This window comes from Bradyrhizobium sp. Ai1a-2, from assembly GCF_000426245.1.
Lineage (GTDB): Bacteria > Pseudomonadota > Alphaproteobacteria > Rhizobiales > Xanthobacteraceae > Bradyrhizobium.
Map to the genome: position 1 here is coordinate 1 of NZ_AUEZ01000048.1, position 19,010 is coordinate 19,010.

Sequence of the window (19,010 nt, forward strand, 5' to 3'; positions counted from 1 at the left end):
CGCGCTACGAAAAAACGGCACGAAATTACTTCGCCGTCGTCGCTATCGCCGCAACACTGCTCTGGCTAAGGTAATTGTCCACACGACCTAGGCGGCGGACTGGCGAAGTGCAGTCCGCATGGCTCGTAGCGTGAACACCGCCCCATCAAGATAAAAAAAGCCCGCGACCGAGTCGCGGGCCCTTCACTATCTGCGGCTTTGCGCGTGCCGGTTAGTGCGAGGTTTGACCGGTTCCGGTCCCGGTCGTAGCCGCCGTCGCCGCCCTCACTTTCGGTCGCGGCGTCAGCACGCTGAGCTGATGCGGAGAAGCCGCCGAAGGGGCGACCTGCGGCTGCTCCTGGACGTTCGCGGCTCCCAATAGCCCGACTTGGACCGGCGAGATCGGCAGACCCTTCACTTCATAGGTCGGCAATTCCGCAGCGAAGCCGGAAGTACCGCTTGCGATCGAGATTGCGATCACGGCTGCGATGGATAAGGAAATCTTCTTCACTGCAATTCTCCTGGGTGGATTCGTCACCCCGGATATAGGTGTTTTTGTTGCATTGCGGCATATGCTTTTGTTGCATCGCAACAATGCATGATTGCGCGTGCGGAATCGCGCAGCGATTTGTTTTCGGCACGGCGCGCAGGCATAGAACTGGGCAGCTGAAATTTCGCAGGGACGCAGAATGATCTTCTGGCTGTCACGCGCGCGTCATCAACTTGCGCAGCCTGACGAGCCGATCACGTTTTTCTGAAACCAGCTCTTACCGCGTCGCCGGCCGGGTCTGATCGTACAGCACCCGCACGCGGATGGTACCGTCGACAGCCCTCAGATCGGCCAGCAATCCCTCGCCCTCACCGCCGACGACGTCGGTCTCGAGCACGACATAGCCGACCTCCGGATCGGTCTGCAGGTATTGCGCGAGGATGTTGATGCCATGGCGGGAGACGGCGTCGTTCACCTGGCGCAATACACCAGGGACATTCCGGTGCACGTGGATGAAGCGGGTGCCGGTGGGCCGGGCCGGCAGCTGCACCTGCGGAAAATTGACGGCGCCGAACGTTGAGCCGACATCCGAATAGTCGATCAGCTTGCGCGCGACTTCGCCACCGATTCGGTCCTGGGCTTCCTCGGTGGAGCCGCCGATATGCGGCGTCAGGATCACGTTGGAAATGCCCTGCAGCGGCGAAACGAAGCGATCCGCATTCGAGGCCGGCTCCACGGGAAAGACGTCCACGGCCGCGCCGGCGAGCCAGCCCTCGCGCAGCACGCGGGCCAGCGCACTGAGGTCGACGACGGTGCCGCGCGAGTTGTTGATGAGATAGGCGCCCTGCTTCATCTGCCGCAGCTCATGCTCGCCGATCATGTTGGCGGTAGCAGCGGTTTCCGGCACGTGCAAGGAGACGACGTCGCTCGAGTTGAGCAACTCGTCCAGCGTCTCGACCGGCTCGGTATTGCCATGACGGAGCTTGTCGGTCTGGTCGAAGAAGATCACGCGCATGCCCATGGCTTCCGCGAGGTTCGACAATTGCGAGCCGATATTGCCGTAGCCGATGATGCCGAGCGTCTTGCCGCGCACCTCGCGGCTGCCTTCCGCGGATTTATCCCAGCCGCCGGCATGCGCCGCGACCGAGCGCGGGAACACCTTTCGGAGCAGCATCACCACCTCGGCAATGGTGAGTTCCGCCACGCTGCGGGTGTTGGAATAAGGCGCATTGAACACGGGGATCCCGAGCCGCCGCGCCGCGTCGAGATCGACCTGGTTGGTTCCGACGGAAAAGCAGCCGACCACGATCAGCCGATCGGCCGCCTCGATCACGTCAGCGGTGAGTTGGGTCCTGGAACGGATGCCCAGCATATGCACGCCCGACAGCGCCCGCTTGAGTTCCTGGGCGCCCAGCGCCTTCGGCAGGCGCTCGACCTCGGTATAGCCATTGGCGTCGAACAGGCGAACGGCGGAATCGTTCACGCCTTCCAGCAGCAGAACGCGGATCTTTTGCTTGGGCAGAGATAGTGGCATCGGTCGTCCGATCGGAGTCTGGCCGGACCGATCGTCAGAATTTGGCCGGCCCGGACCAGCGGACGGATATCCGCCCTCGCCGCCGGAGGCAACTGCTGAAGTGCAAATGGCCGGCGATCACGTTCGGCCTAACGGCGATCGGCGGGGCGAGCCCGCCACCAGCTCCGCCGGCCCTCACCCGCCCAGCACATTCCCCCATCCGTCGAACACGAACCCCCGCCACGCGACCGCCCCGTCGTCGCGGGCGTTGCTGGTGCGCCGGAAGTCGTCGGCTTCGTCGCCGATCCAGGTGACAATCTCGTCCGTGGTGCGGTCGTGCAGGATCGCGGGCTCGGAAGGATCGAAGTTCAACATGGGATGCAGAGTTTCTGTCATGCGCCGATAACGCGCTGAAGAGCACGAAGGTTGCGTTGGATCGATCACATGCATTCGAAATTACATCGGTAACCAGGCTACGGGCGTTGCAGTCATCCGAATGCCTCAATCAGCTCCAAATTCTGTTCGTCGCGCGTCAAAGTTATGCTGCGCGAACTAGTGGTATAGTAGACTGGACGAGCTGTCGCGGTGTCCTTGCAATTCGAACTTGATCAGCGGCAGAGCAGCTCGATCGGCACAAGTGCTGTCGGCACGGTCGCATTACGATGGACGATGATAGCCCTTGTGGCCGCCGTCTGGATCAGCGCGGCGATCTTCGGCTTCTATATCGTGGCAATCTATCTCGGCGCGCTGGCGGATGGAAATCTTGACCAGTGGAACCGTGATCTGCCGCGCCTTCACGATCCGCGCTCGCTGGTGGCAACAATGGGCATCGGGCTGCATTTTGCGGCCGGCACGGTGCTGCTTCTGCTCGGTCCATTGCAACTGATCAGCGCCGTGCGGGAAAGAGCACCGGCGCTTCATCGGTGGGTCGGCCGGCTCTATGCATTGTCGGCACTCATGGCCGGCTTGGGCGGGCTCGCTTTTATCGCCGTGCAGGGCACGATCGGCGGTATACCGATGGATATCGGTTTCAGCCTCTATGGCGCGCTCACAGCCATCGCCGCCGCCGCAACGTTCTGGCACGCGCGGGCAAAGCGTTTCGAACAGCATCGTGCCTGGGCAATCCGATTGTTTGCACTGGTGATCGGGTCTTGCCTCTACCGGATGGACTACGGATTCTGGATTTTGCTCGGCAACAATATGGGTCACACGCCGACCTTCGACGGGGCATTTGACGTCGTCATGGCTTTCTTTTTCTACATTCCCAATCTGATTGTTGCCGAGGCGTTCATTCGGGCGCGCCAACTGCGCTCCGCTGCTTACGTCAAGGTAGGAGCAGCGATTTGCATGGGCGCCGCCGCCGCGTTCATCGCGGTAAGCACATATTATTTCACCGCCTTGCACTGGGGACCGAGGATTGTGGAAAGGCTTTTGACCTTGTGACGGAGCCGCGGCGGCCGCGCACCCGCCGGAAGCAGCAGGAGTGCTGTCTTAGTTCGCAACTCGGCTCTTGCCTTTGAGAAAAGACCGGCGGGCGTTACGCCGCCGGCCCTCTCTTGTGGCTGCCGGCTCCCGGAGTCCGGTTCCGCCACAAATTCCTCTGCCCTTAGGTGACCCGAGTAAGTTTAATAAAGTCTTAACGAAGCGAACGTGGCCTGGATCACACGTTGCCGACGGCAACTCGACGCGCAACGGCGCCTGCCAGCCGACGCTCCCTCGCGAGTCGCAACCGGAAAACTACGGGGTCTTTCACCGCGCGACGAGCTGCCTGATGTATTTGCGCATCGCTGCACACTGTTTGTGCTCAGAGCTTAACCATCGCGCGTTGCTTGTCTTAGGGAACCACCGACTCAGTGCTACCATGCAGTGCATACCGAAACAGGAGTGCTTCGGATGCCTTGCTACAGCTTCGATCTCGTCGTTGGGGAAGAGTTCAGGAATCAGGGCTCGATCATTCTCGAGGACGTGCACGTCGCCTCCGACAGAGCCGACCAGCTCGCCAACGAGCTCTCGCAAGTGAAGCCCGAGTTGAAAGCAAAGGGCTGCGCGGTTCGCGTTACCGATACCGACAATGTCGAACTCTATCGCACGCCGCTCGATCCTATTCCGGCGTGGCGCTCCGCAAGGCGTATTTGAGCAGCGATGCACTTCAAACGATGCACTTCAATTGATTGAAGGCGGACGGCATGCGAACGCGATCCGCCTTCGTCTCTGAAGAAGCGGGCGGCTTACATCTTGCTCGCCGGCCGCGTCACTACGTCACTGCCTGGACTACGTCAGTGTCTGGAAACGTGATGCCTCGTGGACGCGCGCGAATGGCGTGCCGGAGGCGCAACCGACAGGTCGACGCGGCCAACAGATGCCAGCGCATTCTGCGGATACGAATGGGAGCCGACGCCCAGGCTCTGATAGAACGCTTGCGCGCCAGGCTCCTGGACCGCCTGCTGCGCAACCGCCGGAGTGACGATCACGGCCGATACCAATGCAACTGCGCTGAAAAGCTTGAACCTAGTCATTGCCTATTCCCCTTTTCGACTTGATCAAACAAATCGTGTTTGAATGCTCGCCGACGTTTCGAAGTCATCGTGGCGTTCGCAAGCGCAGATAACGATTGGACGATCACGTTCAATAGAATGATGTTCATCATCCAAAAAACATGATCGTGATCGGCTGCGACGAACACGTGCGCTTGAATGGGGGGCGCATCTCGATCGCATCCATCTTTGGAAGAAGCTTCGCTGTGGTCGCCCCGCCGGCGAAACGGGACACTCTCAATCCGGGCTGGAATAGAATGATCTTCCCGCGCGCCAATCGCTGACGCACGCCGCGCAGTCAGCCCGGCGCCTGTCCCGCGACATCGACCGGTCGTTCACGTTTTGCTGAGTTGCGAGCCGCAGGCGCGATCACGCTTCCATCGGCCAAGCGCGCGAACTCATTCTCGAATCTAGAGCATTTTCGGTTCTGATTGAATCAGAACCGAAGCTCCAGATTCTTGTTTTGACGCGTTTTCTTCACGCGAACCGGTGTCCACTTCGCTCGAAAACGCTCTAATGCGATGATCGCGTCGTCCACCGCAAACGAATCCGCCCCTGCGTAACTCGCGAAAATCAAGCCGCTAGCAATTGATCAAATTCCGCCGGGGCGTACGACTTCCCCTCTTCGTCCGTGATCACGACCTGCCAACCGGCGCTGGCGAAGACGCGCGCCTTGGCGACGATGATCAGTGAACTCTGGCGTTCGACCTTGACCTTCTCGTTGTCGCGTTCTGCGATCATTTTGTAAGGCAATTTCTTTATCCGATGTTTGTGCGTGCCCGGTTCGCGCCAGTAGCCAACAGGCTTTGGCCGCAATTCGCCGGGAACGTGACGATTTGATGGAACAGCGCGGACACCGCTCTCGTGTTGCGACGGACGCACAGCGGAAGCAACAACAAAAAAGCGGCCCGTCGGGCCGCTCTCTTGTCACTAAAGCGTTCTCGGTTCTGATTGAATCAGAACCGAAGCTCCAGATTCTTGTTTTGACGCGTTTTCTTCACGCGAACCGGTGTCCACTTCGCTCGAAAACGCTCTACTACGTTCCTCAATAAGGATCGTAGTAATAGTCGTAGGAATCATACGGCTCGAACGGTGCGGCCGCGATCGCGGCTGCAGTACCGATCGCGCCACCGACGACGCCGGCTGCGACCTCGCCGGGACCCGGCCCGTAATAGGGTCGCTGATAGACGGGTCCGTAATAGACCTGTCGATAGTGATAACCCATGCGGGGATAGCGGCCGGTATTATAGGGCGTGCCAACGCCATAGCTGCCGGTCACGTAGCGCGAATTCGGATAGTTGAATCCGATCGAGCCGGGTTCTTGTGTGACACCCTGCGCCATCAGCGGGCTAGCGAACGTCGTCGTCAACACCGCAGCGGCGCCCAATAATGCGAGCTTTTTCATCGCTCCTCCTCCAATGTGCCCCTTCGAAAGCGGCAACGATGGAATGCGGACGCCGTTCCCATTTTTCGTTCAACGGGCCGTGAAGTTCCGGTTCCTCCGTGCTTCAGGCGCGCGCCATATGGCTAGATCTTGCTTTCCACGGCCTGCCGCATATTCGGCAACCTCGCCCCCGCCGGCGCGACGCGGCGCTTGGCGAACCATAGATAGATGCCGCTGCCGAGAACGATGATGGTGACAAGATCGAGCAACGCCCAGAGGATCTTCAGGGGCAGCCCACCATAGTCGCCGAAATGCAGCGGTCGCGAGACCTGCAGCGCCCTGAGATACCAGGGCACCGGCGGCGCGATGATGTTCTCGCCGTCGTTGGCATCGACCAGCACCGGCTGCAGCATGCGCGCCGTGAACGGCGTTGCGCCCTTGGTCCAGACGATCACATGTCGCGGGCTGCCGAAGCGCGCCGATGTCGGCATGGTGACGGAGGTCACCAATCGATCGGGAAATCTTTCGCGCGCGCGGCTGACCGCGGATTGAACGGACGGAATCGCCGCGACAGGCTTGCCGTGATACGGGGCGAGCAGCACCGGCACGAGTTGCGCGCGCCACAGGTCGAACAGCGGCGTCGCCAGCGTGTTGATCGTCCCGGTCAAGCCGACCACCACGGCCCAGGTCACCGTGACGATGCCGAGCAGATTGTGCGTATCGAGCCATCTAAGCCGCGGCGACGACCTCCGTCGGATCGTTCCGAAATCCAGCCGCCGCATGAACGGCCAGTAGACAATGATCCCCGAGATCAGTGACACGACGAAGACAAGCCCCATCACACCGAGAAACAATTCGCCCGGCAAGCCCGTGAACATGTCCTTGTGGATGCGCAGCAGGATATCCATCACGTCCTGATGCGGCGCCTCCTCGCCGAGCACCTCGGCTGTGCGCGCATCGATGGTCACGCGATGAAACTGGCCGGGCACAGGAATGGCGATCGGCGACATCGCGACCGTCACCAGCGGCTCCGTCTGCTTTAGACTTGCCACAAGAACAAACTGGCTGGGATAGCGCTGCCGCGCGACTTCGATCACCCGGTCAAGCGATGCACGCGGCGTATCGGGTGGCATCTCAGGCGCCGCGATCTCCTCTTCGAAGAGATCGTCGATCTCGTCATGGAAAACCAGCGGCAGGCCAGTCACGCACAGCATCAGCAGAAACACCATGCTGACAAGCGAGGTCCATGTGTGAATGCGCGACCACAGCCTGATCGTTTGTGGTCGCATCGGCGCGTCTACCAGCGATGGCTGACCATGCCCGCGACGGTGCGCGGGCACGCGTATTGGCAGGCGCCACTCGTGGTACAAACCGTGGTGGCGCGGTCGGTAATGTTCTTCACGTTGAGTGCCAAGTTGATGCCGGTAGTGATAGCGGATACCACCGCCGAAGCCGCAGCGGTCGAGCGCGCCGTTCTTGATAGCGCAATCCACATAGACGGACGCGAGTTGCCGTGCAACCAGAACCGGCGCCTTGTGCCGCGCATTGCCCAGCAACTGCTACGTTGAAGCGGTCTCAAAATCGCGGTCCGCAGTTTGTGGCCGATCATGCAGCCGTTTAGAATTAGTCCAATCAAGAACAAAGGTATCAAGAGGAGGGAGCGCCAAGATTGCTGCCGACGACGCGCGACGAACGCTGAGCAAAATGAAAAGCCCCGCCTCCACGATAGAAGGCGGGGATTGAAGTTCATTGGGTAAGAAATCCGCACGCAATGAAGTTCAAGGCGCGGGACGTAGCGTTTCGAAGCTTATCGCGCCAACGGGCGCCGGCAACGTGATTAAGGCGCCGAGTGCGAGGGAGATTTTCCCGACGATGGCATTGAAAATTCCCGACTTGCGAGACTGTCGGCCAAAGCGTTTTCGAGCGAAGTGGGTACCGGTTCGCGCGAGGAAAATGCGCCAAACGAGATCTGGAGATCCGGTTCTGATTCAATCAGAACCGAATCGCTCTAGTGGAGCACATCAAGCCTGACGTTGGCGACGCCCTTGCCGACCATTCCGAGTTCTTGCGCGGCGGAATAGGAGACGTCGACGACTCGTCCCCGCACATATGGACCGCGGTCGTTGACCCGCACCGTCACCGAACGGCCGCTCTTGACGTCGGTAACGCGAAGCTTGGTGCCGAATGGCAAGGTCGGATGCGCCGCGGTCAATTCGTTCTTGTCGAACTTCTCTCCGCTCGCGGTTTGCGAGTCCTCGCTGTAGAAGCTCGCGACACCCTGGGATGCGACCTTGGCATCGCCACCCTTGCGCGAGGCGAGCCGCGTGTGCTTCCGCATCGCCGCTACCCGCTTCTTCATCGCTACCGCCGCAGTGCGGGTGTGCACATACGATGCCTGCCGGCTCGCGCCGAGTTCCGATCGTTGGCTGACGACGGTTGATTGCGCACAGGCCGCCAATGAAGCGGCCCCGAGCACCACCGCAATCAGCCGCGTGGCTCTCCACACAGAACCCGATGAAACCAGGTGCGCATCAACCTGCGCGCGCCCCCTGATATCGACGTACGAATTTGCGGCACCGTCGAAGCACATGTTGCATCCCCAACTCGCGCCCCTAGCCCAAGCCGAAATCCAACATCGCTAAGGGCGGACTCCAATCGGGCGTAACCGGGGCAGGAAGCGTCGGGGCGCGTTTACCGTTACACAATTCCCCCAAGGTGTGGTGATTGCGCCACAGCCGGCGCGGCCATTGTGGGCGGGATGAATACAAGCAGGCTGGTGCCGGAATCCAATCAGCGGCAGGCGTAAGGCGAATCGATTCATGGGCGACGCTAACGCGTCGCCTCGGGATGACGGATGGTGAGTTGGGTCAGATCAAATCAGCTACGACGCGGGCTGAATGGCCCGATCGATGCCGTGCCGGCGGCAGGCGGTAGCACGACGACTGTCGCGCCCTGCTTCACCCGGCCGAACAGGTCGATCACATCGGAATTGGCCATGCGAATGCAACCGGAGGAAATCGCCTGCCCGATATATTCCGGCTGATTGGTGCCGTGGATGCGATACAGAGTGTCCTTGTTGCCCTGGTAGAGATAGAGCGCCCGCGCACCGAGTGGATTAGCCGGACCGCCGGCGACGCGCGACGGATAAGGCCCGAGCCGCTCCTGGATCTCCCTGGTCGGAACCCAGTCGGGCCACTCGGCCATGCGGCCAACGGTGGCGACACCGGAGAAGGCCATCGCCTCTTCGCCCACCGCGACACCGTAGCGTATCGCCTTGCCACCCGGCAGCACGTAATAGAGATAGCGCGCGTCGGTATCGACCAGGATCGAGCCCGGCTGTTCCTTGCGCGAATAGTCGACGATGTGGCGCTGGAACTGTTCCGGGATGGAAGCCTGCGCGTAGGGTGGATGGGCTAGTAGTTGCCGATCGCGCGGCGTCATGCTGGCATCTGTGGATGGCGACAGCGTCGTCTGCATGCAGCCGGCGAGCGACACCGCCCCCGTCAGCAAAACCGCGAGCCCCAATCTCGACACCGCACGTCTCCCCTGCGTTAACCTAATACCCAGTTGCGGCCTGAATAGTGCTGAAATCATGGCAAGGCGTGCGGGAACACGCCCGTGTGATTCAGTTGGGACGTTCAGTGTTGCATCAGTTGCACACTGCCATGGCCGACGCTAGCCTCCCGCAAAAACAGGAGGTTCCCAAGGATGCGCCATACTTTGTTAATCGCCGGCCTGCTGCTTGCGAGTCAGCCCGCGCAAGCCGATCCGCGCTCGGCCTATGTCACGCTCGTGCTGCAGGCGTTTGCCGCCAAGGTCGAATGCCCCAACACCGATCTCGTCTATCAGGACCTCGTGCAGAAGGCCCAGGAGATGCAGCTGCCCGATGGCACCACGGAGAAGGTCCGCAAGGCGATCGCTTTCCTGCACACCGGCGGCAAGATGGGTGAGCGCCAGGACGACGAGCTCATGGCCGAAGTGGCCGTCGCCACGCAGGCGACCGATCTCGACCAGCGGCGGCTGGGAATGACAGGCTGGTGCGAAGCGCAGAAGACTCACCTCGCCGGCTTCATACGTCCGAAGAACTAGCTTCGCGCCTAGTCCACGGCCGGTTTCCTGAGTTCCCGGGAAGCCATCCGCCGTGGGCGGCCCCAGACTCTCCCTCCTCTCGCCTTGCTTTGGTCACACCCGGCTGCAGTCGTGGGGCCGGGCAGAGGATGGTTGACGTAATGTAAACCCGCCGGCCGCTTCCTGAGCGGGTGGCATTGGACTGAAGATGGAGCGCCAATGCTTTCCACGCTGAATACCAATCCTGCTAGAGAATCCGATCCGCACGATGTGTTCGTGATCGATCCTGAAGTCGTTCTCGCCGCGCGCGGAGATCGTGCACCGCCAGCGCCGCGCGCCGCTGAGGTGAACCAGTCGCCAGCACCGCAGAGTTACGTGGCATCCAGCGCCTCAGCGCCATCTCTCGATACTGCCTTTCGCGTGACCGCCAGCGATCACATCCAGCTCCCGAGCGAACCTTCGCCGTTCGCAAAATGGGCTAGGCGCGCCGCGATGGCCTTTGTGTTCGCACTGCTCAGCGCTTTCGGGGCTGCGGCCTGGAAGCATCATGGCGACACTGCCAAGCAGATGCTCGCGGACTGGATACCGCAGATCTCGCTGTTGTCGTCGTTGTCATCGTCATCTTCTTCTTCGGGAGACACGACTTCTTCTTCGGGAGACTCGACGGCGGCAGCGGAGCAGCCGGCCGCACCCGCTGTGCAGACCGCCACAGAGCAACCGCCGGCTGCGCCGGCCGTTCAAACCGCTTCGACCGATCAGGCGGCCGCTCAGCTGGACACGCCGGCTCAGGCTCAGCCCGCGGAAGCCGCCGCGCCGACGACGGCCGCCGCCCTTTCACCTGATTCTTCGCAGTTGCTGCAGTCGATGGCGCACGATCTCGCGACGATGGGCCAACAGATCGAGCAACTCAAAGCCAGCATCGCGCAGCTCAAGGCTGGTCAGGATCAGATCGCCCGCGAGATGGCCCGAAATTCAGAGGCCAGGGTTTCAGCACAAGCCGTGCAGCCGCGGATAGCTCCCCCGCCTCGGCCGGTCGCAGCGCCCGCGCGCAGGCCGAAGCCGCCGGCATATCCGCCCGCGCAAACCGCCGCCGCGGCTCCGCCGCTGCCACCGCCGCCCGCGCCGGCTCCGGTGCAAACGGCGCCAGAGCCGCGGGCGCAGGATGGCGGACCCGTCGTGCGACCGCCGATGCCGGTGCGATAGTTCGTCAGCTCTGATTGGGGCCGCGCATGATCTTCATGGCGGCTTCGATGTGGCGCCATTCGCGGGCCTCGTCGGCCTCACCCTGGCTCTCGCAGGCCTGCGCCTTCTGCGCCGCACGGGCGATCGCCTCAAAGCCGTGCTGCTCCAACATCTGCCGCGCGATCACGTGAATCTGCGTCTCTGACGTCATGTCGCTCTCCCGATGTTGCTTGCCCCGGCCGCTACACCGCGCCGGTTGGGCCGCAGTTTGTTCTAAACCGCCGAACGGCAACCTCGTTCCCCCAAGGGGGCATCGCTCATTTTCGAAATATTAAGCAAGGTCAGGCGTATGGGGCCGTTTGGCAAAAATTTTCCATAATTGCCTCTAGAAAAATCTGCATCGAAAAGGAGAACCTCCGATGCGGATCGCAGCAGTGATCTTCGCCGGTTCGGTGGCCGCGCTTGCGCATTTTGCCACGCCGGTGCTTGCGAAGAACCCGGAAACCCAGCCGGACGCCCAGAAGGCGGACGAGAATCAGTCGACATCGCCTTGCCGCGCCTATCAAAAGGCAGCGGACGGTTCATGGCAGGCGATGCCCTGCCAGGAGATGGGCGCGCCTGCCGAGACCAAGCGCAAATCGGCTACCGGAAATTCGGATCAGCGAACGCGCTAGCTGGGGCGGCTATTCGCCTCGCCTCAACTCAATAAGGCGGCTGCTTGCGTGCCCGCTGCTCCTTGGCAGCCTCGACCCACCACATGAGGTCGTCGGCAAAGCGCGGAAAGGCCCGCTCCAGCGCCTTGCCGCCCTCGCCGATCGGTGTTCCGTCCGCCGACAGCGTCTGTGCGATCGGCCCGACGCCGATCGTGCTTGAAATCACCACCATGCCCATTTCAGAGAGCGTGCCATGCCAGGCGGCGGCGGCACGTGCGCCGGAGAGGCGTCCGGCGGAATAGCTTGCGATCGCGGCAGGCCGCCAGAACCACTCCTCCAGGAAATGATCGGTGAGATTCTTCAGCCCCGGCTGAATGCCCCAATTGTATTCACCGGTGATGAACACGAAACCGTCGGCGCCGCGGATCTGGCCTGCGAGCTTCTCCAGCGCAGCAGGCGCCGCGCCCTTCGGGTATTCCTTGTACATGCGGTCGAGCATGGGCAATCCGACCGCCTTGGCGTCGATGAATTCGACGTCCTCGCCGCGAGCGCGCAGGCCCTCGACCACGAAGCTCGCAAGCCGAATGCCCATGCGGTCGGAGCGATAGGAGCCGTAGAAGACGAGGATGCGGTGGGCCATGCCGGTCACTCCGATCGGAACGCTTAAACGCGGGGTTAATCCGCGCTGGTTACCATGGAGTTGAACACTCCTCTATCGTCCAGAATGGCATCAATCACATGAAAATCGGAACCCTCCTGACCACCGCTATCGTCTCGCTGTCCGCCGTGGGCGGTGGACTGGCCGTCTATGTCGCGGTCTCGAAGTACCAGACCATGGAAAATGTGTCGGTGGCGCAGGAGCGGCTCGCAATCGCGCGCGCGATCAGTGACATCCCGCGCTATCTCAATTCGGAGCGTGGCTTTGCCACCAACATCCTGTTTGGGCCGGCGGTGGTCGATCCGAAGCAGCGGGCCGATCTGAACGAGAAGATGCGCACCGCGACCGATCGCGGCCGCGACAAGATGATGGCCCTGCGCAAAGCGCTGCCCGGTTCGCTCGAGGACGGCGAAGCGATCGGCGCCGGCATCGATGGAGTGAACGCCAAATTCAACGCGCTGCGCGAGGCGATGGACAAAGCGATCGACGGCCCGGCGGAAGCGCGCAAGGACGCCGCCAAGAAGATCATCGCCGACAATGCGGTCCTCAATAATGCCGCAGCGTCCCTGCTCGACGGCCAGGTACGCAAGATGGCCCTGATCGACGGCGACGCCTATCGACAGGCGGTCTATGCCAATATCGCCTGGTCGCTGCGCGACGTCGGCGGTTTCAATGCAAGCCAGCACAAGAATCTCGTCGGCGCCAGGCGCGCGGCGACCGAGACCGAGAAGGTCGATCTCGCCCGCGCCCAGGGCCGTGCGGACCAGGTGCTGATATCGCTGCAGGAACTGCGCGGCAATCCCAACCTGCCCGCCAATGTCACAGCCGCGCTCGACCGCATGAACGAGGCCTATGTGGATCGGTTCGGCAGGGAGTTGAAGCTGGTGAAGGAAGGCGCAGCCAGCGGCAAGTACGAGCACGATGTCGATGCTTTCTACGTGGAATCGCAGCGCGGGCTCAATTCGATCATCGAGGTGCGCGACGCCTTCTATGACAATGCCGAGCAGGTGCTCTCTTCCGCTTACTCCTCTGCGCGTGTCAGCTTCCTGGTCGCGCTCACCGGCCTCATCGCCGTGCTCGCAGCGAGCGTTGCGCTTGTGATCATGGTGCGCCGCCGGGTCTGCAAGCCGATCGTGGAATTGACCGCCAGGATGTCCCGGCTTGCCGCCGGTGACGTTGCGGACGAGATCACCGGCGCCGAACGCAGCGACGAGATCGGTGCGATGGCGCAGGCGGTGCGCGTCTTCAAGGACAACATGATCAAGGCCGATCGCCTCGCCGCTGAGAAGGAAGCCGAGAACCAGGTCAAGATGCGCCGCGCGCAAGTGCTCGACAACCTGACCCACGCGTTCGAGGACAAGGTCGGCGAGCTCGTCGGCGGCCTCTCGACCGCCTCTGCCACCATGGAGGACACCGCGCAGTCGATGTCCTCGACAGCATCTGCCACCAACCGGCAGGCCGCTGTCGTGGCGGCGGCTTCGGACCAGACCTCGACCAATGTGCAGACGGTTGCAAGCGCGACCGAAGAGCTGACGTCCTCGATCTCGGAAATCGGCCGTCAGGTCACCCAGTCGACCGAAATCGCGGCGCGCGCCGTGGAGAACGCCCGCCGCACTGGCGATACCGCCCGCTCGCTCGCCGAAGGGGCGCAGAAGATCGGCGATGTCGTCACGCTGATCCAGAACATCGCGGCGCAGACCAACCTGTTGGCGCTCAACGCGACGATTGAGGCCGCGCGCGCCGGCGATGCCGGACGCGGCTTTGCCGTGGTCGCCTCGGAAGTGAAGTCGCTGGCCGGTCAGACCGCGAAGGCGACCACCGAAATTTCAGAGCAGATTAATGCCATTCAGGCAGCCAGCGACGAGACGGTGAAAGCGATCCAGAATGTCGTCGATGTCATCACCGAGATCGACCAGATCGGCACCGCGATCGCCGCCGCGATCGAAGAACAGGGCTCGGCCACCAAGGAGATCTCGCGAAGTGTCCAGGAGGCGGCGCGTGGCACGCAGGAAGTCAACTCGAACATTTCCGGCGTGCAGCGCGCTGCCGACGACACCGGCGCCGCCGCCAGCCAGGTGCTTGGCGCCGCCGAACAGCTTTCCGCGCAGTCGCGCGACCTCGCCGGCCAGGTCAACCGCTTCCTCGCGGAAGTCCGGGCGGCGTAACGGCGGGTGTCGGTCGTCGATTTGGCAGGGAATCCGTGCGCTGCCAACTTGATTGGCGCCGGATTCCGATATCCAATTCGCCCTGCCATTTTGGCAAATAGGGAGAAGCCCATGCTCAAGCGGATATTGTTGGCAGCGGTCGTCACCACCTTTGCGATCGGTTCGGCATTCGCGCAGGAGTCCTGCGAGAGCAAAGCTGTCGGCAAGGACGGCAAAGCGCTGTCGGGCGCGGCAAAGACCTCGTTCATGAAGAAATGCACGACTGAATCCTGCGAGGCCAAGGCAGTCGGGTCTGATGGCAAGAAGCTCGCCGGCGCCGCCAAGACCAGCTTCATGAAGAAGTGCCAGAGCGGCGCGTGACTGCGGAGCCCAACCGATTCAGGATCGGCGCGACCTCGAAAGGGTTTCGGACGGCGATTCGCCGAAATGCGACCGGTAGATCCTCGAGAAGTCGCTGAGGTGCCAAAAGCCGCAGGCGAGTGCGCAGGCCTTGACGCTGTGGGCGCCGGCTAAGAGGTTCTGGCGAACGAGCCAGAGCCGCCTCAGGCGGAGATAGCGGTGCAGGCTCATCCCCCGATAGCGCTGCACCGCATCGTGCAAGGTGCGCACTGACACGCCGATCTCCCTGGCAATGTCGCTGCTGTAGATCGGCTGCGCGATATCGTGGGAGAGCACAGCCTGCACATCCTTGAAAACCTTGAACTGCCGGGCAGAGTTCGCCCGCGCCGTCCACTTTGTCGGCACGACCTCGGCGAACGCATGATCGATCGCAGCCATCAAGGATTCGCGGATCGCGACCGCTACTCCGGGAACCTCAGGCGCTTCGGCGAGGTGCGGCGCGATCGCCAGGATCTCCCGCACCAGTTGGCGCAACCGCCGTTTCGCCGCCTCGCTGGTCTCGTAAAGATTGAAGCTCAGCCCGGTCTTTGGCCAGCCGCGATCCTCGATCTTCGGCTTGAAGACGATCGAGGCATACTGCCGGGGGGTTCTCTCGAGCGCGCTATAGGCCGCCCCCTCGCTGCCGATCACCAGCAACGAACGATCGTGCTCAATACCATTGAAGCGAATGGCAGCGCCCTCGTCCATCGGGAACCCGACGGCCGTCGTGTTCGGCGCAAGCTGCACGTCGATGACCCGCGGAAACGCCTTCGTGTAGTTCAGGTCGCAGCCCGGCAAGTTCAGGATGGTTTGCTCGGCCGAAATCTCCCGCGCGAGCGGAATACACTCGACCTGCACATTTCGAATGAAGCTCCGAAACGTGTCGATATCGTCAAACCGAAATATTTTCGGCACCAGCGTTGGCGCCGGTGAATGATCGTTCATTTAAAATAATTCTTGTAAGAGCAACACCAGTCGGTGACGCGGCAATTATGCCGCACTGCAAAAAAGCGGCGATCTTCGCTCGACGACTCGTCTCGTACTCTTCTCCTATCTCCCCTAGTTGGAACGCCGCGCCCCGGAAACACAACGCGGCAAAATACCATTGCCGAATTTCGATACTGTTTTCTGGTAGAATCTTGAAGGGGATACAACCCTAGAAGACCAATTTACAGTGGTAATTAACAATCTGGGCGCGAAATCGACGACAGGACAGTGACGTTCCGGAGCGGATTATTGGTGCCGCCATGACTGCTATTGCCTCGACCGAGCTTATTGCGGAACTCGAAGATGTTGTAACGGCAGGTTCCCCCGAACGCCGCATCCGGATATTGCGGCAGGTGGCGAGCCTGTTCCTCGCGGACGCCGACCGGTTCAGCGAGCATCAGATCGAAATATTCGATGACGTCCTGGTCCGTCTGATCGGGGCCGTCGAAGCGCGCACGCTGACCAAGCTCAGCGCCCCCCTCGCCGACCTGAAGTCGGCGCCGAAGGAGGTTGTGCGCCGCCTCGCCCAGCACGAGGACGCGGCGGTCGCCGTCCCGATCCTTCGCAAGTGCGAATGCCTTTCGGAGGACGACCTCATCGAGGTCATCAGGACCCGCGGCGAAAAGCACCTCGGCGCCATCGCCGGACGAAGCGCCGTGAGCCGCCGCCTCGCGGATGCCCTGCTGATGCGCGGCGACGCCGCCACATGCTGTATCCTCGCACGGAATCCTGATGCGCAGTTCTCCGTCGTGGGCTTCGCGACCCTGGTCGAAATGGCCCTGCGCGACGACGATGTCGCCGACGCGCTGGTGCAGCGGCCGGATCTGCCGCGCGATGTGCTTTGCGAGTTGGTGGCGAAGTGCAGCCCCTCCGCGCAGGCCCGCCTGCTCAAGACCGCCCCGCCCGAGCGGCATGTCGCGATCAGAACCCTGATCGAAGAGACCGCCGCGCGCGGGCGCGCTCGCAAGCCCACCTCCATCGACTATTCCGAGGCAAGAGCGACGGTGCTCGCGCTCAACAATGCCGGTCAGTTGAACGATTCCATCGTCAATCGTTTTGCGATCCGGCGCGACCATCCCAGTGTCATCGCCGCGCTGTCGCTGCTGGCAACCGTCCCGATCGAAACCATCGAGCCGCTGATGGAGACGGAAGATTGCTACGGCGTGGTCCTCACCTGTCGCGCGTCGCGGCTCGATTGGCAGACCGCGGTCGCCATCATCAGGAGCCGCAAGGGCGTCAAGCCGGTTTCACCAGAACAACTCGAACAGGCCAAGGAGGCCTTTGACACGCTTTCGCTTTCCACCGCGCAGCGCGCCATCCGCTTCGGATCCCCAAGCGACATCGGCGCGAGACCCTCGTCCGCCGATACATCTTCACTTGGGGGAGTGCATTGATGGCTTACGGAAATCGAAAAGCCGAACGAATTCACTTCGAGCATCGCTATCCGGTCAACCTGATGGGCGTTGACGGCACCTGGCAACGAAGCTGCGTTCTTCTCGATGTGTCGCAGACCGGCGCCAAGCTCGAGGTCGAGGGCCCGCTCGACGTGCTGCGCGCGCAGGAATTCTTCCTGATCCTGTCATCGAGAGGACTTGCGTTCCGGCGATGCGAACTGGTCCGGGTCGACGGGATGCAGATCGGTGTGAAGTTTGTCGCCGAACGAAAAAAGAAAGGGCGCGCCATCATTCCAAAATGAGCATGCCCGCGACGCAATTTTCCAGGGAGGAACGACCGATGGCCGTCCACAAGATCGCAGCCTTTTCCATCACCACGAATTGTGCGGAGCCGCTGCGTGGAATCGTCGAGATCGACACAGCCGGAAAGACGCTGCGCTTCGAGCTCAACGAGGATGTCGCGCACAGTCTCTGCAGCGATCTCGACCATTTTCTCACCGAGGCGCAGCAGCGCGCCTTCGACGACATCTGAACTCATCGCGGCAATGCCATCTCGATGCCTGTTTACGTTGTAGCCGATACGCAAGCCAGCCTTTCGTCCTTGTGCGCCATGCTGGAGCCGAAGCATCCCGTCACGGGGGATCTGCTTGGCGCGGCCAGCATTCGCGGCAATGACGTTGCGGCCGTTGTCATCAACGCCGATCTGCGCGTCGTCGACAACATCACGGCGCTCAAGGCCATGGCGGGCACATTCTCGCGAATCCCGAAGCGCATCTTCGTCGTCAACGAGCGGACCCGGCTGGCGGTGGTTCAGGCCTATGCGCTCGGCGCGACGCATGCGTTGCTCAGTCCGGTCAAGCCGGCCCAGTTGCTGGCAAAGCTCGCGTCCGGCGAGACGCCATCGATCGTTCCGAGCGAACCGGCGTCGAGCAGCCGGGAGGCGGCTTCGGTCGGAGCGGCCAGTTTCGCCTCGATGTTCTCGGCGGTGACCTGCGGCTGGGCCGTCAATGTTGCGGAGGCCAAGGACGCGGGCAATGTGATCGCAGAGACGATCGCCGAGCATGGCCTGTCCGACTGGCTCGCAACGGTTCGCCGTCACCACGAGGGAACCTATCAGCACTGCCTGCTGGTGACCGGCATCGCCGTCGATTTCGGCCTCAGCCTCGGCATGGCGAAGGCGGATATCGAGCGGCTCTATGCGGCGGCGATGTTTCACGACCTCGGCAAGGCAAGAATTCCACTCGCCGTTCTGGACAAGCCCGGCAGACTGGACGCCGACGAACGTGCGCTGATCGAGACCCATCCTGCTGCCGGGCACGCCGTGCTGAAGGGAACGCCTGGCGTCTCGGCCGAAATCCTCGATGCCGTGCGGCACCATCATGAGTTTCTTGATGGCAGCGGCTATCCGGACGGGCTTTGCGCCGAAAGCATCTCCGACATCGTCCGTATCCTGACCATCTCCGACATCTTCTCCGCATTGATCGAGCGGCGGACCTACAAGCAGGCGATGTCGCGGGCGACGGCATACGAAGTCCTGCAGGGCATGAAGGGCAAGCTTGAGCGGCCGCTGGTCGAGGCCTTCAGGGACGTCGCCCTGAACCGCTGATCCGCCCTCGCCGTGCCGA

24 protein-coding genes are annotated in these 19,010 nt (G+C 62.0%); 12 read left to right on the forward strand and 12 right to left on the reverse strand.

The genetic code is table 11. The features are described from left to right. Positions 1-211: 211 nt before the first annotated feature. The 3 genes from K288_RS0126595 to K288_RS0126605 form a co-directional block, all read right to left on the reverse strand. Positions 212-490: a hypothetical protein gene (locus K288_RS0126595; RefSeq protein WP_027582312.1), complete on the reverse strand. Its 279-nt coding sequence runs from the start codon at positions 488-490 to the stop codon at positions 212-214. Positions 491-746: 256 nt separating this feature from the next. Next, positions 747-2,003 (reverse strand): phosphoglycerate dehydrogenase, encoded by a 1,257-nt coding sequence (gene serA, locus K288_RS0126600; protein WP_027582313.1) that lies wholly within the window; start codon positions 2,001-2,003, stop codon positions 747-749. A gap of 174 nt (positions 2,004-2,177) precedes the next feature. Then, positions 2,178-2,357, reverse strand: a complete 180-nt coding sequence (locus tag K288_RS0126605; protein WP_244443262.1) for a hypothetical protein — start codon at positions 2,355-2,357, stop codon at positions 2,178-2,180. 210 nt (positions 2,358-2,567) lie between these two features. Here K288_RS0126605 and K288_RS46615 point away from each other — a divergent pair, with 210 nt between their 5' ends. Both K288_RS46615 and K288_RS0126615 read left to right on the forward strand, forming a co-directional pair. After that, positions 2,568-3,425: a DUF2306 domain-containing protein gene (locus K288_RS46615; protein WP_244443263.1), complete on the forward strand. Its 858-nt coding sequence runs from the start codon at positions 2,568-2,570 to the stop codon at positions 3,423-3,425. A 450-nt stretch (positions 3,426-3,875) separates the two neighbouring features. Then, a complete protein-coding gene (locus tag K288_RS0126615) occupies positions 3,876-4,118 on the forward strand; it encodes a hypothetical protein (RefSeq protein ID WP_027582315.1) in 243 nt (80 codons plus the stop codon). A 140-nt stretch (positions 4,119-4,258) separates the two neighbouring features. Here the strand turns inward: K288_RS0126615 and K288_RS0126620 are convergent, their stop codons facing one another. The 4 genes from K288_RS0126620 to K288_RS46625 all read right to left on the reverse strand — a co-directional run bounded on the left by K288_RS0126620 (position 4,259) and on the right by K288_RS46625 (position 7,189). Beyond that, positions 4,259-4,498 carry a hypothetical protein gene (locus K288_RS0126620; protein WP_027582316.1) on the reverse strand — a complete coding sequence of 80 codons (240 nt, stop codon included), beginning with the start codon at positions 4,496-4,498 and terminating at the stop codon, positions 4,259-4,261. A gap of 591 nt (positions 4,499-5,089) precedes the next feature. Continuing rightward, positions 5,090-5,257 (reverse strand): hypothetical protein, encoded by a 168-nt coding sequence (locus tag K288_RS54215; protein ID WP_201449725.1) that lies wholly within the window; start codon positions 5,255-5,257, stop codon positions 5,090-5,092. 304 nt (positions 5,258-5,561) lie between these two features. Then, entirely contained in the window at positions 5,562-5,921 is a 360-nt protein-coding gene (locus K288_RS46620; protein WP_051334732.1) for a hypothetical protein, read from the reverse strand. 122 nt (positions 5,922-6,043) lie between these two features. Further along, the gene (locus tag K288_RS46625; protein ID WP_051334733.1) at positions 6,044-7,189 is read right to left on the reverse strand and encodes a PepSY-associated TM helix domain-containing protein; all 1,146 of its coding nucleotides are present in this window, start codon (positions 7,187-7,189) and stop codon (positions 6,044-6,046) included. Between the two features lie 27 nt (positions 7,190-7,216). On the opposite strand from K288_RS46625, the gene K288_RS0126650 reads away from it, so the two are divergent. Continuing rightward, positions 7,217-7,468 carry a hypothetical protein gene (locus K288_RS0126650; RefSeq protein WP_027582318.1) on the forward strand — a complete coding sequence of 84 codons (252 nt, stop codon included), beginning with the start codon at positions 7,217-7,219 and terminating at the stop codon, positions 7,466-7,468. 440 nt (positions 7,469-7,908) lie between these two features. On the opposite strand, the gene K288_RS0126655 is transcribed toward K288_RS0126650, so the two are convergent. Then, entirely contained in the window at positions 7,909-8,490 is a 582-nt protein-coding gene (locus K288_RS0126655) for a septal ring lytic transglycosylase RlpA family protein (protein ID WP_051334734.1), read from the reverse strand. Positions 8,491-8,777: 287 nt separating this feature from the next. Continuing rightward, a complete protein-coding gene (locus K288_RS0126660) occupies positions 8,778-9,434 on the reverse strand; it encodes a L,D-transpeptidase (protein WP_051334735.1) in 657 nt (218 codons plus the stop codon). A 174-nt stretch (positions 9,435-9,608) separates the two neighbouring features. Between K288_RS0126660 and K288_RS0126665 the strand changes: the two genes are divergently transcribed. Both K288_RS0126665 and K288_RS0126670 read left to right on the forward strand, forming a co-directional pair. Next, complete coding sequence (locus tag K288_RS0126665; protein WP_027582321.1) at positions 9,609-9,989, forward strand: hypothetical protein; 381 nt, start codon at positions 9,609-9,611, stop codon at positions 9,987-9,989. Between the two features lie 198 nt (positions 9,990-10,187). Beyond that, positions 10,188-11,171: a hypothetical protein gene (locus K288_RS0126670; RefSeq protein WP_027582322.1), complete on the forward strand. Its 984-nt coding sequence runs from the start codon at positions 10,188-10,190 to the stop codon at positions 11,169-11,171. Positions 11,172-11,175: 4 nt separating this feature from the next. Here K288_RS0126670 and K288_RS0126675 read toward each other — a convergent pair whose 3' ends face one another. Continuing rightward, positions 11,176-11,361: a hypothetical protein gene (locus K288_RS0126675; protein ID WP_027582323.1), complete on the reverse strand. Its 186-nt coding sequence runs from the start codon at positions 11,359-11,361 to the stop codon at positions 11,176-11,178. A 208-nt stretch (positions 11,362-11,569) separates the two neighbouring features. Between K288_RS0126675 and K288_RS0126680 the strand changes: the two genes are divergently transcribed. Further along, positions 11,570-11,824 carry a hypothetical protein gene (locus K288_RS0126680; protein WP_027582324.1) on the forward strand — a complete coding sequence of 85 codons (255 nt, stop codon included), beginning with the start codon at positions 11,570-11,572 and terminating at the stop codon, positions 11,822-11,824. Between the two features lie 28 nt (positions 11,825-11,852). Here the strand turns inward: K288_RS0126680 and K288_RS0126685 are convergent, their stop codons facing one another. After that, entirely contained in the window at positions 11,853-12,443 is a 591-nt protein-coding gene (locus K288_RS0126685) for an NAD(P)H-dependent oxidoreductase (protein ID WP_027582325.1), read from the reverse strand. 98 nt (positions 12,444-12,541) lie between these two features. Here K288_RS0126685 and K288_RS0126690 point away from each other — a divergent pair, with 98 nt between their 5' ends. Further along, entirely contained in the window at positions 12,542-14,626 is a 2,085-nt protein-coding gene (locus K288_RS0126690) for a methyl-accepting chemotaxis protein (protein WP_027582326.1), read from the forward strand. Positions 14,627-14,737: 111 nt separating this feature from the next. Beyond that, positions 14,738-14,986: a hypothetical protein gene (locus tag K288_RS0126695; RefSeq protein WP_027582327.1), complete on the forward strand. Its 249-nt coding sequence runs from the start codon at positions 14,738-14,740 to the stop codon at positions 14,984-14,986. An 18-nt stretch (positions 14,987-15,004) separates the two neighbouring features. On the opposite strand, the gene K288_RS0126700 is transcribed toward K288_RS0126695, so the two are convergent. After that, on the reverse strand, positions 15,005-15,949 hold the full coding sequence (locus K288_RS0126700) for an AraC family transcriptional regulator (protein ID WP_027582328.1): 945 nt from the start codon (positions 15,947-15,949) through the stop codon (positions 15,005-15,007). A gap of 395 nt (positions 15,950-16,344) precedes the next feature. On the opposite strand from K288_RS0126700, the gene K288_RS0126705 reads away from it, so the two are divergent. From K288_RS0126705 to K288_RS0126720, 4 genes are read left to right on the forward strand one after another with little or no spacing between them, the layout of a single operon-like run. Continuing rightward, the gene (locus tag K288_RS0126705; RefSeq protein WP_160169002.1) at positions 16,345-17,385 is read left to right on the forward strand and encodes a DUF2336 domain-containing protein; all 1,041 of its coding nucleotides are present in this window, start codon (positions 16,345-16,347) and stop codon (positions 17,383-17,385) included. Beyond that, on the forward strand, positions 17,385-17,687 hold the full coding sequence (locus K288_RS0126710) for a PilZ domain-containing protein (protein WP_027582330.1): 303 nt from the start codon (positions 17,385-17,387) through the stop codon (positions 17,685-17,687). Before K288_RS0126705 ends, K288_RS0126710 begins: the two co-directional genes overlap by 1 nt. 38 nt (positions 17,688-17,725) lie before the next feature. Beyond that, positions 17,726-17,917, forward strand: coding sequence for a hypothetical protein (locus K288_RS0126715; protein WP_027582331.1), 192 nt, complete (start codon positions 17,726-17,728; stop codon positions 17,915-17,917). Positions 17,918-17,941: 24 nt separating this feature from the next. Continuing rightward, the gene (locus K288_RS0126720) at positions 17,942-18,991 is read left to right on the forward strand and encodes an HD domain-containing phosphohydrolase (protein WP_027582332.1); all 1,050 of its coding nucleotides are present in this window, start codon (positions 17,942-17,944) and stop codon (positions 18,989-18,991) included. The last annotated feature ends 19 nt before the right edge of the window (positions 18,992-19,010 follow it).